The organism is Verrucomicrobiota bacterium, from assembly GCA_016871535.1.
Taxonomy (GTDB): Bacteria; Verrucomicrobiota; Verrucomicrobiia; order Limisphaerales; family SIBE01; genus VHCZ01.
This window is the reverse complement of record VHCZ01000003.1, coordinates 79571-92496: the sequence shown is the minus strand read 5'-3', so window position 1 is coordinate 92496 and position 12926 is coordinate 79571. Positions and strand designations below refer to the sequence as shown.

The following is a 12926-nucleotide window of genomic DNA, read 5'->3' as shown; positions in this document are numbered from 1 at the left end:
TGGGCCGGCTCTGGATCGGCTTCCTGCTGGCCGTGATGGCGGCAGGTCTGTGGGCCTACGTCTGGCAATGTGTCCATGGCCTCAAAGTGACCGCCATGCGCGAGTACATCTCCTGGGGCGTGTACATGACCAACTTCGTCTTCTTCATCGGCGTCAGCCATGCAGGAACGCTGATTTCCGCCATCTTGAGAGTGACCAACGCGGAGTGGCGCCGTTCGATCACTCGCATGGCCGAAGCGATCACGGTCTTTGCGCTGATGGTGGGCGCGCCGATGGTGATCATCGACATGGGGCGGCCGGATCGCATTTTGAACGTGCTGATTCACGGACGCTTCAACTCGCCGATTCTCTGGGACGTGTGCTCGATCTGCACTTACCTTTGCGGAAGCCTATTCTACTTGTATGTGGCCATGATCCCCGACTTCGCCCTGCTGGCGCCCCCTGCTCCGGTGTGGGAGCGCCGCACCTTGCGGCAGCGGCTCTATCGGTGGCTTTCCCTGGGTTATCGCGGGACCCCGGAGCAACGCCTCTTCCTCGAGCGGGCGCTCGCCACCATGGCGGTCATCATCATTCCGGTGGCGATTTCCGTGCACACGGTGGTCTCGTGGATTTTTGGGATGACTCTGCGGCCCGGCTGGCACAGCACGATTTTTGGCCCGTATTTTGTGATCGGCGCCATCTTTTCCGGCACGGCTGCGATCATCACGGCCATGGCGGTGTTCCGAAAAGTTTATCATCTTGAAAATTTCCTGACCGAACGCCAATTCCAGAATCTCGGCCGCTTGATGCTCGCGCTGAACCTGCTCTACATCTACTTCACCTTGAGCGAATATCTGACCACGTGGTACGGGGCGGAAACGGCGGAGAACCGGCTCATCGACGTGCTGATGGGGCGCGGTGCGTACGGCATCGCGTTCTGGTCCTGGGCCGTGTTCTGCCTCTTTCTGCCGGTCTTCATTGTCATGTATCCCAACCGGAAAAACTTGATCACCCGCCTGGTTGTCGCCTCGATCCTCATCAACATCGGGATGTGGATCAAACGCTACCTCATCATCGTCCCGACGCTGCTGTCGCCCTACATCCCGGCTGAGGCGGCGGGGGTCGTTCCGAGTTACTTCCCGACCTGGGTCGAGTGGACCGTGACGGCGGACGGCCTGGCCACGTTCCTTTTGCTCTTCACCCTTTTCGCCAAACTCTTTCCCATCGTCTCAATCTGGGAAACGGTGGAAGGAGTCCAGGAGGTGGGGGCCAAGAACATTGGCGTCGACGTCGTCGTGCCGATTGAACCGGCCAAACGGTCGCGTTTTCAACCGGCTCCCGCGTTATTGGTTGGAGCTCTGCTTCTCGCGCCTGGGATCCTCGGCGTCGCGCGTGGCGAACCGAATGACAAACCCACGCCGCAGGTCACTGTTAGTTCCGCCCTGGAAGATGACGAGAAGGTACTCGTGGCCGTTGTCAGACTCGACCGCCAACCGGTCAAGGACGCGGAAGTGACTTTCTTCGCCAATCGCCTCTTCGGAAAACTCTCGATCGGCACAGCCACGACCAGTGAGGAAGGCCGGGCGGTGGTCTCGTTTCCGGTGGACCTGCCCGGCGACGCGAACGGCGAACTGCGCCTCGAAGCGGAAATCACCACCCCTCCCGAATACGCGTCTGTCCGGGGCCAGATCACCTGTGAAGCGGGGCTCAAGAAGGAGAGGCAGATCGATCCGTTTCCACGCGCTCTGTGGTCGCCCAAGGCGCCCCGGGGCGTGGTGTTCACGATTTTCACGCTGTTGTCGATTGTGTGGAGCACCTACTCATTCGTGATCCGCCAGTTGATCCAGATTCGGAGAACGGCTCGGCCTGGAGCGTGAGTGGCAACGATCAATTGGTCAGCCGTGGCGCATGTCGAATGGCGCTTGAACTCACCGCATGAGACGGGGAGGTCATATCGGCCTCAAGCAGGCCACGAACCGCAGCTCGCCCCAACCGATCTCCATCGGATCGTAGCCTTCGGACTGGAGTTGTTGAAATACCTGGCTGAATCCCTTGAATCCAAGCTCGTCCTTCAGCACCGCCTGGTTAAACCGGGTGACCGTTACGAAGCGGCTGATTTCCGGGACAGGATTGAAGCCCGCTTCGCGCAGCATCTCGGTCAATTCTTCCGCAGTGTAGTATGGCCAAAACGTGGAGGCAGCGAGTTGCGCGAAGAGCTGGCTTTCCGGCGAATTGTCCCGCAAGCAGGGCATGATCCCCACAAGCCGCCCGCCAGGCCGCAGGCTGCCGGCCGCGCGTCCGAACAAGGCCTCTGGATCGAGCAACTCGACAATGGGTCCGGCGACCAGAATGGCTTCGTGCCGTCCGCCCAGTCCGTCCGCTGTCGCAACCAGACTGGCCTGGAGCAGTTGCAGCGCCGCGCTCTCTGTGGACCAATCGAGCCAATCCGCATTCGCGGTCTGTCCCCGAACGAATGCCTCTTGCGCGCCCAAATCTTCAGGGGACCAACGCTGTCGCGCATCGCGGGCATAATGCTGGAGGAATTCTGCCGCGGCGCCGGGCAAGAATCGTGTCATGGCGCGAGCAGAATCTCACGTCTGCGCCTTAGAGCATGTCTGAAAATTGTCTTCTGGGTGGAACAGGCCACCGGCCTGTTGCGGCGGGCTACCAGCCCGCCGGGCCTTTTGGCGGCAGGTTGCCGCCAAACACGGGCTGGTAGCCCGTTCCACCCATTTTTCAGACAGGCTCTCACGCTCCTCGGTAAACGCACCGCGCGGTGCAAGTCTCCGCCACGACCACCTCAACCAGCAAAGGCAATTGCGGTTTCAGCCGTTGCCAGATCCACACCGCGACGTTCTCGCTCGTCGGATTTTCAAGCCCGGTAACTTCGTTGAGGTAGCGGTGGTCCAGTTGCTCCCAGAGTGGCTTGAAGGCGTCGGCAATCTCCGCGTAATCCATCAGCCAGCCGAGGCGCGAATCGCACGCGCCCGCGACGGCGATTTCGACTTTGAAGCTGTGACCGTGCAGGCGCCGGCACTTGTGGTTTTCGGGCAAATGCGGCAACAGATGCGCCGCTTCAAATTGGAACGTCTTGCGCAGTTCGGTTTTCATGGTTCGCAACGCCTCATGTTTGCTCCCAGTCGGTCCAGGTCACCAAATCCGCCAGCGACGGCCGGCCATCGTGCCGCCAGGCGAGGGGCGGGTTCTGCATCTGTCCCGGCGGGCAAACGCGGCTGACTCCCCAATGCGCCAGTTCGCGCACGATGTCAGGCGCGCGGGACTCCGGTGCGGCCAGACCAACAGTCGAAACTTTGGTTCGGATAGAGTCGGCGGCTTGCAAAGCTTCTTTGAGATTCGCCACGCTTTTGACATAGATGAAGCGGTGGAGACACGACGGTTGAAAGCGCGGGTCGGCTTCATAAACCACGGACCAGGCCGTGGATTCCTTGCTGAACCAGCAGCGCGTTTCCGGACCGTGCGCGGCCCGCACTTCATAGAAAGCCCGCCGCGTCGCAATCGTCGCTGCGGTCTCCGTCGGCGCCGAGCCGCGCGGTTCAATCGCTTCGCGCTTTGCCAGTTCAACCGCGAGTGCTTCCGCGAATTGTTCCGGCGAAACCCGCCCGCCGCCTTCCACATAGATGACGTGCGGCGAAAGACAGCCGAGTTGATCCCACGCCGCCACGTCCGCGGCCGCATACGCGGCGAGGGTTGCGAGTTTGATGTGGCTTAAGACTTCGTGGGCGACATAACCGAAACTCACGCGGTGTCCGTAGCCTAGAAAACGAACCTGAATCGGCAACCGCGTTCTGAGGGCGGCCAGCGTTTCGTCCGCGCCAGTCGCCGTCACGCAATCCACTTCCCGAAACAACGCCGCTTCGAGTGAGTCGCAGCCACCGGGCCAGCCGGCGAGCTCCAGACACGCGCCCAGCTTTGGATCGAGCTCGTAGAGGGAGTGGGCAAAGAGACGCGGAAGCAGCGTCGCGCCCGACGCGCATTTCACGATCTGCGCCGACCGGACCAGGAATCCCAGCACGATGCTGAGCAGCGCCGGGCAGGGGATGTTCCCGGCGCAGATGTGAGCGATCAGGCCTGGGCCACGCGCCAGCGCGAGTCGCGAGGACTTTCTTTCGCTGGCGTTGGCGACGAGATCGTCGAGCCGCTGTTCGTGGCCGAGATCTTGCGCGATCAGGTTCTGAAGTTTCTCCCCGGTCAGTTCGGCAAAGAAGCGATCGAGCCCGGCGGCGAGGGTCGCTTGCGAAAAACCCGTCGCGGCCGGTCCGAGTTCCAGCGCCTTTCGCCGGAAGGGAAATTCGGGATGGAGCCAGCTCTGACCCAGTTCGTGAAAGACTTCGAGCAAACTCTCTGTGGAACGGCGCGTGAGGTACTCTTCGCGGTTTCGTTTCAAGTTCTGGCACGCTTCGGCCAGCAGTTCTGGACTTAGCGTGGCTTCGGGCGGCAGATCTGCCAGAAAGTAGTTCGGCAAGTTCATTTCGCCAGGAGCGCGGACATCTCGTCCGCGCAGGGTTTGGTCGAAATCCTGGAGATGCTTGCGGGCAAGCTGCCCGCGCTCCTTTCGCCAAGTTCAGGAATTTTGTGTGATTTCATTCCGAGGGGGGATGGATCTCCCGTTTGCGGATGGCGCGGAGGCAAGGCAGACCGGCAAGCGAAAACACCACCAGCAACGCCAGCAGCGTGTAGAGTGGATAGTACGCCACAGGGTCGGACGCTTCCGCTCCGAAACGCTTCACCCAGGCGCCCACCGCCCAGTGCGCCAGGTTTCCCACCGTTCCGCCGATGGTGATGAAGGCGCCAAAGACGCGCCCGCGCACCGAGTCGTGCACGGATTCCATTAACGCCGCCTCAATGATCGGATAGCCCGCCAAAAAGAAAAATCCGTACAACGCCAGCGCCGGAATCACCGCCGCTTTCGGCACGCGCGGGAAAACGGCGACCAGGATCGCGGAAACAATGAGGACAAAAGCGAGCCAGCGACTGCGCCCGCGGTCGCTCAGGCCGCCGAAGAGCGGATTGCTCACGATGCTTGCCAGAAAAATGCTGCTCAAGGCCAGTCCCGTGACGTTCAGGTCAAACCCGTGCGCCTTCTGCATGAACAGCGACCCCAGGCTGCCCATGCTCCACCCCGTGAAATCGCGCAAACTGAACGCCAGGCTCGCCCCGATGAAAAACAGCCAGAGCGTCGTGTTCGGGAACATTTTCTCGGCGGGAGCCGCGACCGCGGCTTGGTTGTTTTCCCAAGCACCCTCCTCCTTGTTGGTCATCGCGTTCCCCCTCACCCCGGCCCTCTCCCTGGGGGAGAGGGTGAATCGATGCCAGCGCTTAGCGAAGAGTTGCGTCAAGTTTGACCAGACGCTCCGGCCGGACTCCCTTTCCTTGGGGAGAGGGCTAGGGTGAGGGGAAAGGGACGCCAAATCAGCCGGTTGTTCTCTGATGCGCCGAAGACGCCCAAACCTGAAAATCGAGAAGGATCCAGCTTCTCGATTCGCGCGCGCCGCGCCATCTTCCTGCGCATACCGCAAAAAGATCACAGCCGCCGCGATTCCGAGCAGACCCAATTCCAGGATCGGAGTCCTCCAGTTTCCCGAAACCGCCGCGCGCCAGCCGGTATAGATCGGGCCGATGAAGAAGCCCACGCTTGCGCCCACCGCCACGAGCCCCAGCGCTTTGCCCGTGTTCGTCGGAAACGATCGCGCGACCATCGCGGTCGCAGCCGGATGATAAAAGCTGCCGCCCAATCCCGCCAGGACGACACACGCCAGGGCCATCGCGTAGCTGCTGCAAAAGGCCAGCCCGACGAATCCAAGCCCATTGAGCGCCAGACCGATTCCCAGGATTCTCTTGCGGCTAAAACGATCCGCCAGCAAACCCATCGGATAGCTCGGCCCGAAATACGCGATCATCATCACGGTCACGAGCATCGTGGCTTGATCGACGCTGGCCAGTTGAAGATCGGCCTGGATCAATAAGTACAACGGCAGCAACGCCACGTTGTAAAGATGCGTGAACGCGTGCAGCACGCCGCAAAGCCAGAGCGTCCGCACACGCGCGCGCTGTTGGGATTCGACTGTCAACCCGGACGGCGAAGCCGCGGAGTTCGCGCAAGGTTGAACCGGCAAAGTCATGGCAGGGCGGTTGACATCAGCGAACAACCGCGCGGTTCCGAAAACGCGGCGCGGCCCACCAACTCGAAGCCCTCGCCGCGCCGAATGCTCAAGTCCTCTGTCTGAACCGCGAGCACGGATCGGACATTGGCGAGATCGTAGATCCGGAGCAGGCCGGTTTCGCCTTCGCCCACTTCGCGCCCGGTCTCTGGAGACACGACCTGGACGCGAGCCCAGGGTGGAAAGCGGAAGAGCCGTTGGCCCATTTCAAATTTGAAATTTGAAATTTGAGATTCTGGAGCGCCCGCCACCCTATCGTAGGCCTGGGAACTCAATTCGCTCATGCCGTATTCGCAAACGATGTGCGTCGATGGGATGCCGAGCCGGCCTGTGATCATGGCGTAGAGTTCGGCTTTCGGCAACGCGCGCGTCCGGCCCTTGTAACCGCCGGTTTCCAGCGCGCGCGAGCCGGAAGGCAAGGAAAGCCGGAGCTGGTTCGTAAACATCCAGTCGAGCAACTCGACAAATGAAAAGGCGGTGCCCAGCAGAACGACGGGCTGATCGTTATCGGCTGCCTCGGCCAGAGATGCCCAGGCTCGGTCAGTTTGCAGTCTCCAGGCGTTTCCCATCATTCTGGTAGGGACGGATTCCACTCCGTCCCTGACTAAATCTCGACGGGGTGGCGAGTGGTCGAGATCCGGCGCTCCTTCGGAGCTTTGATCAGGGACGCGGTGGAACGCGTCCCTACCAACGGCGATGCTGCCCACAAACAAGGACTGACCTGGCGCGAATTCGCGGCGAACCATCTCGAACATATGCACGAGCGACGAATGGGGCGCCAGGGCTGGCGGCGGCGTCAAGATGAGGAAACGGAAGGCGGGTCTGCCCAACTGAAGTTCGGGCAGAACGTGCTTCTGAAACCAGGGCCGCAACGACGCTTCATAGATTTCGAGCGATTCTCTGCTGTGGAAATGGCGGCTGGGCTTGTGCGCCGTCGTGCCGCTCGAATGAAAGACCCTGGTGCGCTCGACTGGAGGCAGACTGGATAGATCGAATTCCTTGAAGGCCGAGGTTGGAATGGCCGGAATCTCTTTCCACGACGCGGCGTTTTGCGGCGTGACGCCTCGCGCTTCGCAGAAACGGCGGTAGGCCGGGACGTGCTCAAATTGCTGGGAGAACAGAGCCAGCGCGAGTTCGTTGAATTCTGCGTCCATCTCACAGGACCGGTAAGGACGCGTTCCACCGCGTCCCTGGAATTGTCTTTTCGATCGCGGAGTAAGGTCAGGGACGGAGTGGAATCCGTCCCTACCCGGTTCATGGGAAGGAACGGCTGGAGTGCCACGATCAGAATTCCGGCAGATGAATTCGCGCAGGCGCGCGGCGTAGTCTGAAAATGTCGAACGGTTTTGCATGCGGTTTTCTTTGGGCCGCCGAAGCGGTCCCGGCTGGTTTTCCGCCACAGCCGGCCTAGACGTGTAACCTGGAATCCTTCGCGGCGCAAGCCGCCCGTGGCTTGGCGGCTTGGCTCAATAGCCACGAACGAAGTAATCAGTTGTCAGTTGTCAGTGAAGTGACCGAGTGGCCCATTTAACCGATTTAACGATTTAACCTTGTAACGCTGCAACGGTGTAACGACTTCGGTCGCGACTTCGCCGCGAGCTGCTTTTGCCTGTGGTGGAATCTCTGCCTTCCAGGTCAATCCTCGGGCCGCTCGCCGTGCGGCGCCATCTTCACCAGCCTCGGATCGAACTGGCCGACGACCTTCACCAGATCATGCTGCGCGGCCATGACTTCGCGGATGTTCTTATAGACCATTGGCACTTCGTCGAGGCCCGCGGAAATCAGGGTGATGCCTTTTTCTTTGAGAAAGCGGTTCACGTCTTTCCAATTGAAAGTCTTGATCGCTTGCGTGCGGCTCATGACACGGCCCGCGCCGTGCGACGCGGAGTTCAGCGACTCCGAGTTGCCCCGGCCGCGCACGACGAAGCCGGGCGAGGCCATCGAACCGGGAATGATCCCCAGCACGCCGTCGCCCGCCGGCGTCGCGCCTTTGCGGTGGACGATCACGTCGCGTTGGACGCCGCCGATCACGTGGCGTTCCTTCCACGCGAAGTTGTGGTGGTTCTCCAAATCCAGCAGCACCGGCACGCCAAGGTTGCGCGCGATGTGTTTGTGGATGCACGCGTGATTCGCCGCGGCGTAACGGCCCATCAATTCCATCGCCGCCCAGTATTCCTGCCCTCCCGCCTCGTCGAGCGACAGCCACGCCAGGCGCTGTAGTTCCTTGGGCAATTCCGGATGTTTCTTCACTGCCAGCTTGCTGTAGTAATCGCACACCGCCGCGCCGGTGCCGCGGCTGCCGCTGTGGCTGAGCAACGCCACGTACGTGCCCGGCTCCAGGTCATGAATCCTCTCGTGCGCGGTAAACGTTCCGAACTCGACAAAATGATTGCCGCTGCCGCTGGTGCCGAGCTGCGCCCAGGCGCGGTCCTGGTTGCCTTTTGTAATCGGACTGACCGACCAATCCGCGTCCATCACATCGTGCTCGCGGCGTTGCTTGAAGGTCGCTCCGACGCCGAAGCGCGTCTCGGCGCCGATGGCGCCGGCGAGACGATTCTGCTTGCGGTCCAGATCATTCACGGGAATGTCCAGCACGGTCATTTTCATGCGGCAAGCGATATCGACCCCGACGGCGTAGGGAATCACCGCGTTGTCCGTCGCCAGCACGCCGCCGATGGGCAGGCCGTAACCGACGTGCGCATCGGCCATGAGTGCGCCGGCCACCGAGACCGGCAGCAAGCAGGCTTTCTCCATTTGCATGACGGCTTCTTCCTCCAATCCTTCGCCCCACTGCCGGTATTTCACTGGCTCCGCGCGTGGCGGCGGCGGGGCGGCGAGCAAGACTTTCGCAAATTCTCCCCGCAACGGATCGTCAGTGAAGGCTGGTGGATTGGAGAGGATCGCTTTCACTTCCTCCGCGATTCGCGTCTTGTCTCCGCCGCCAAGGACGAAGCGGCTGACGAAATCGGTTGCGCGCCGCATCGGTTCTCCCAGCGGCACGCCCAGGTGAAGAAGGGTTTTCGCGTTCATGAAAGTGAGCCGGTTGCAAGTCTCGCGCGAACTGTGGGCTTTTGCAAATCGCTGCATGTCCAAGGGCGCAATGGAAATCCTCAGATCGGGGTAGGGAGAGCGGTTTGCCGCTCCCCCTCCCGCCAAACCGGACAGGCGGTTTTCCCGCATCCAACCTATTTTGCGTCGTGGTGGAGAACCCTCACGGCTGGATTCTTCTATTGGCAGGCCGGAAGCCTGCCCTACTCTGGGATCCATTGCAGCGCCGGATTATTTGTGCGGCCTCGGTTGGAGACGAAATTCCAGTATTGGCTGTTTTGCAGCCAGCGCGCGTGACTGTCCAGAAACAGGAATTGCGCCCCTTGCGCGTGCAGATTCGTGTGGACGAAGGACCAGTAGCCGACCGCGGGCAGATTCTTCGAATCAAACAACCACGGGACTGCGCCGGGGTTTTTGATGGAGGAGAGCTTGACCGTCCGGTTGCCGCGTCCGGTGCCATTGACGTGCTCGTTGAGACAATAGTGAAACAGATTTCTGCCGTTGCTCCGCCGCGGGTTGGCCGGGCAAATCCACACGGATCGGCCCGGCTCAATGGCGGGATTGGTTCTCCAGGGCATGCGATGATAGGGGGGCACATTCAATTGCCGCGGCAATTGAATGTACCAGCCACTGTTGGTCGATCTTTCCGTGGGATTCGGGACGCCATCTGGCGGCAACGCGTCCAAGTTGTCTGCGGCGTAGAGCGACGTGGCGATTCCCCACTGCTTCAAATTGTTGAGGCAACCGATATCCCGAACTTTCGATTTCGCGGCCCGCAAGGCGGGCGCAAGCAAGCTCGCGAGCAGAGAGACGATCGCGAGGACGGCGAGCAATTCAATCAAACTGAATGCACGCAAGCGATTCATGATTTCGATGACGCACGATTTTTTCTTAAGAGGAGCAAACAGAGGTAACGGAGGCGCCGCCAATTTGATTCCCATTGCTCTCCGTTGCCTCCGTTGCCTCCTGTTAAGAATGTTCCCCTACGGAAGGCTGATTCGGTAGAACCGCGCGGTCTCGGCGTTCGATGGTTCCACCTCGTACTTTCCTGTTGCATCGGGGAAACGCAGGCCGGTGGCGAGCACGGAGAATGGCCCGGCCGGATTTTCTGCCTGGAGCACGGAGTAACTCTGGTTCCGCTCCGCGTTCCACGTCAGCACGGCTCGCGTGCGGCTTTCCAGCGTCACCCCAAGCCGGATTGGCGCAGGCGCCCGTAGCGAAATCTCGCTGAACTTTTGTCCGTCGTAGTGAAGCCCCGGCGAAGCCGGGTTCACGGATACGCTCGCGTGCGGCAGGAAATCGTCGTGTAACGTGGGAAATCGCGTCAGCGAACCATTGGTCGAACTGGCCGAATACACGATGCGGCTCACCATCCGGCCCTCGGCATTACGAAGGATGATCGTGTCGCCGCCGGAATTATTCAGACCAAGCCCGGTGGCGTTGGCGTTGGCCCAAATGGTGGGTGCAGGAAGCATCGGTGGAAAGCCAGTTCGCGGGCCGCCATAAATGACCACTGCCGCTCTGGCTCCCAGGACGAATGGCTCTTCGAACCGATGGCGCACGTGCTCGGAATCGAAAAGGGCCCAGCGGGAGAGATCGGCGTCGCGTCCCGAATCGTTGACCAGTTCGATGTATTCATCCTGCCACGTGGGATTCGGCGCAGGCTCAGCGCGGCGGAGTGGATTGAAATGCGGCGCCGCCTCGCTCGCCGCCGGATTCGGAAGAAACTCGCTGAGCACGATTTGCTGTTCCCGTTCGGTCGGAACATAGAACCACCACGAACTCGAATTCGTGCCGGCGCCGTTCCAGGCCTGAAGGCTGGCCACGAAGTTCGAGCCCGCTTCGCCGGCCGTGGGAGAGAAGCGGAAGGTCGCAACCCAATTCGTTCCCGTTGTTTCGCTGAGTTCCCACCGGGCCGAAGCCGGCAATCCACGAGTGTCCGCGGAAAGCCTGACCCCTTGTTCGGCCGGAGCCGACACACGGACTCGCAGGGTGAGAGATTCCCCGGGGAGCAAGGCGTGTTCGATGAAAGTGTTCGTGAGTTGGTCGCCCCGGCGGATCACATTCGCCAGGTAGTTGGTGAAAAGAATGACCGGCAGTTTGGCTGGATCAGGCAGGGGTTCCACGACGGGCAAGAGAACGGTGAGCGCGACCGGTTCACTTTCCACCGACCCGCCGCTGTTGCGCACGCCGACGCGGTAAGTGCCGGTCTGATTGGGTTGCACATTGGTCAGGGTCAAGGTCGATGCCGTCGCGCTGGCGATGTCAGCGCCATTGAAGCGCCACTGATAATCCAACGGCGCGCTGCCCGACGCCGCGACGGCGAAGCTGGCGGTTTGCGCCTGGTTAATCGTCAGGCTGACCGGCTGGCTGATAATCTGAGGCGGCTCCGGGCCAATCACCGTCAACCGCGCAGCGACGCTGGCGGCCTGGCCTGAGGCGTTCTTCACGACGAACCGATAATCGCCCTGCTGCGCGGGACTGGCGCTGGCAATGCGCAGGATCTGGTTCGTCGCCGCGGGAATGTCAGCCTGGTTGAACTGCCATTGGAAGCGCATTGGCTCGGCGCCTTGCGCCCGCGCATTGAAGGAAACTTCCTGTCCGGCCAAGACGGTCTGGCTTTCGGGTTGAACGGTGATGGCGAGGCCCACTGTGGAGGGCGGCGAAACCGGAGTGGGCGCAGGGGGTTCAACGATCACCGGTGCCGGCGCCGTCGGAGCGGTTTCGTGCGCGTCCGGCGGGGATGGCGAAGAAGCCGTTTCGTTCGGGGGCACCACGTCGCGAAAGCTGGTCCCGACCGCCAAATCGTCGATGGCCATCGCGCCGATGCCCGTGGCCTGTCGGAAGGCGAATGCCGCGACGGAAACGCCGCTGCTGGGTTCCGCCGAGACATGAGCGTCGGCCTCGACCACGGGATTGAGCCAGAGTGAAACCGCGGCGTTGCTCACCGCCAGGCTGCAAACAACTTTGTAACGGATTCCGGGCTGAAGGTCCGTGTTCAGGACCACGGCCGCGGATGAACCCGATCCCGAACTGATTCCCAATCGAAATGAACCGGGCGCGGCGCCGTTGGTCAGCGCCCAAATGCGGCCGCGAAAGCCGTCCGTCGCGTCTTTGAAGTGCGCGAAGTAAGCGCCCGTCCGCGACGGCAGCGTGGCCATCTTCAAATCGAAGCGCGCGTAAAGCACCGTGCCATCGGAGGGAGCGTAAGGTTGTCCGCTCAGGAGCGCGTTGACATCTTGGGTCTCCGCGCCCGTGAGATTGAGGGCGCCCTGGGCGACATCGACCTGGTTCGTCGTGCCGCTGTGGCCGGTCCATCTGCCGGATGACACGGTTTGCAGAACTCCGTCCGGGTATTCGAACGATTCGGACAAGATTACGGCGGCGCGGGCGTTTCCGCTCCACAGCGCCAATGAGAGCCCTACTGAGCCGACAATATTTCTGAACATAGAACCTCCTTTGGTTTGGCCGGCGAGAAAGCGCCTGGTGAGCGAGCGTTTGCGTGTCGCGCTTGTGTGATCGCCTCCCGTCGGCGTTTCGAGTGCGTGCTTACGCCTCTGAAATGGATTTGTCAAATCCGAATTGATTCACCGCGCGGAGGCACGGTAGGGCAGACCTGCCGGTCTGCCGATCTTACGTCGCCCCCTGCAGCGGCCTTGTCTATGGATCTCTTGGAAAGATCTTCATTTGGCCTGGTCGTTTCCAAGTCGCGGTGGAGCG

9 protein-coding genes are annotated in these 12926 nt (G+C 61.3%); 1 reads left to right on the top strand and 8 read right to left on the bottom strand.

The window, feature by feature from the left end; translation table 11 throughout:
- The coding region (locus tag FJ398_01135) for a hypothetical protein (protein ID MBM3836559.1) at window positions 1-1856 on the top strand (1856 nt) is incomplete at its 5' end.
- A gap of 72 nt (window positions 1857-1928) precedes the next feature.
- Here the strand turns inward: FJ398_01135 and FJ398_01130 are convergent.
- From FJ398_01130 to FJ398_01095, 8 genes are all read right to left on the bottom strand, one after another.
- Window positions 1929-2555 carry a class I SAM-dependent methyltransferase gene (locus FJ398_01130; GenBank protein MBM3836558.1) on the bottom strand — a complete coding sequence of 209 codons (627 nt, stop codon included), beginning with the start codon at window positions 2553-2555 and terminating at the stop codon, window positions 1929-1931.
- Between the two features lie 172 nt (window positions 2556-2727).
- Complete coding sequence (gene queD, locus FJ398_01125) at window positions 2728-3090, bottom strand: 6-carboxytetrahydropterin synthase QueD (protein MBM3836557.1); 363 nt, start codon at window positions 3088-3090, stop codon at window positions 2728-2730.
- Between the two features lie 13 nt (window positions 3091-3103).
- Complete coding sequence (locus FJ398_01120) at window positions 3104-4468, bottom strand: hypothetical protein (protein MBM3836556.1); 1365 nt, start codon at window positions 4466-4468, stop codon at window positions 3104-3106.
- A gap of 112 nt (window positions 4469-4580) precedes the next feature.
- Entirely contained in the window at window positions 4581-6119 is a 1539-nt protein-coding gene (locus FJ398_01115) for an MFS transporter (GenBank protein MBM3836555.1), read from the bottom strand.
- Window positions 6116-7312, bottom strand: a complete 1197-nt coding sequence (locus FJ398_01110; GenBank protein MBM3836554.1) for a hypothetical protein — start codon at window positions 7310-7312, stop codon at window positions 6116-6118. Before FJ398_01110 ends, FJ398_01115 begins: the two co-directional genes overlap by 4 nt.
- A gap of 481 nt (window positions 7313-7793) precedes the next feature.
- A complete protein-coding gene (locus FJ398_01105; GenBank protein ID MBM3836553.1) occupies window positions 7794-9188 on the bottom strand; it encodes an RtcB family protein in 1395 nt (464 codons plus the stop codon).
- 221 nt (window positions 9189-9409) lie between these two features.
- Complete coding sequence (locus FJ398_01100; protein ID MBM3836552.1) at window positions 9410-10147, bottom strand: type II secretion system protein; 738 nt, start codon at window positions 10145-10147, stop codon at window positions 9410-9412.
- Between the two features lie 42 nt (window positions 10148-10189).
- Window positions 10190-12655: a hypothetical protein gene (locus FJ398_01095; protein MBM3836551.1), complete on the bottom strand. Its 2466-nt coding sequence runs from the start codon at window positions 12653-12655 to the stop codon at window positions 10190-10192.
- Between the last annotated feature and the right edge of the window lie 271 nt (window positions 12656-12926).

Coding starts and splice junctions, on each gene's coding strand:
- FJ398_01130 (MBM3836558.1), bottom strand. CDS start 2,555: ATGACACGATTCTTGCCCGGCGCCGCGGCAGAATTCCTCCAGCATTAT.
- queD (MBM3836557.1), bottom strand. CDS start 3,090: ATGAAAACCGAACTGCGCAAGACGTTCCAATTTGAAGCGGCGCATCTG.
- FJ398_01120 (MBM3836556.1), bottom strand. CDS start 4,468: ATGAACTTGCCGAACTACTTTCTGGCAGATCTGCCGCCCGAAGCCACG.
- FJ398_01115 (MBM3836555.1), bottom strand. CDS start 6,119: ATGACTTTGCCGGTTCAACCTTGCGCGAACTCCGCGGCTTCGCCGTCC.
- FJ398_01110 (MBM3836554.1), bottom strand. CDS start 7,312: ATGGACGCAGAATTCAACGAACTCGCGCTGGCTCTGTTCTCCCAGCAA.
- FJ398_01105 (MBM3836553.1), bottom strand. CDS start 9,188: ATGAACGCGAAAACCCTTCTTCACCTGGGCGTGCCGCTGGGAGAACCG.
- FJ398_01100 (MBM3836552.1), bottom strand. CDS start 10,147: ATGGGAATCAAATTGGCGGCGCCTCCGTTACCTCTGTTTGCTCCTCTT.
- FJ398_01095 (MBM3836551.1), bottom strand. CDS start 12,655: ATGTTCAGAAATATTGTCGGCTCAGTAGGGCTCTCATTGGCGCTGTGG.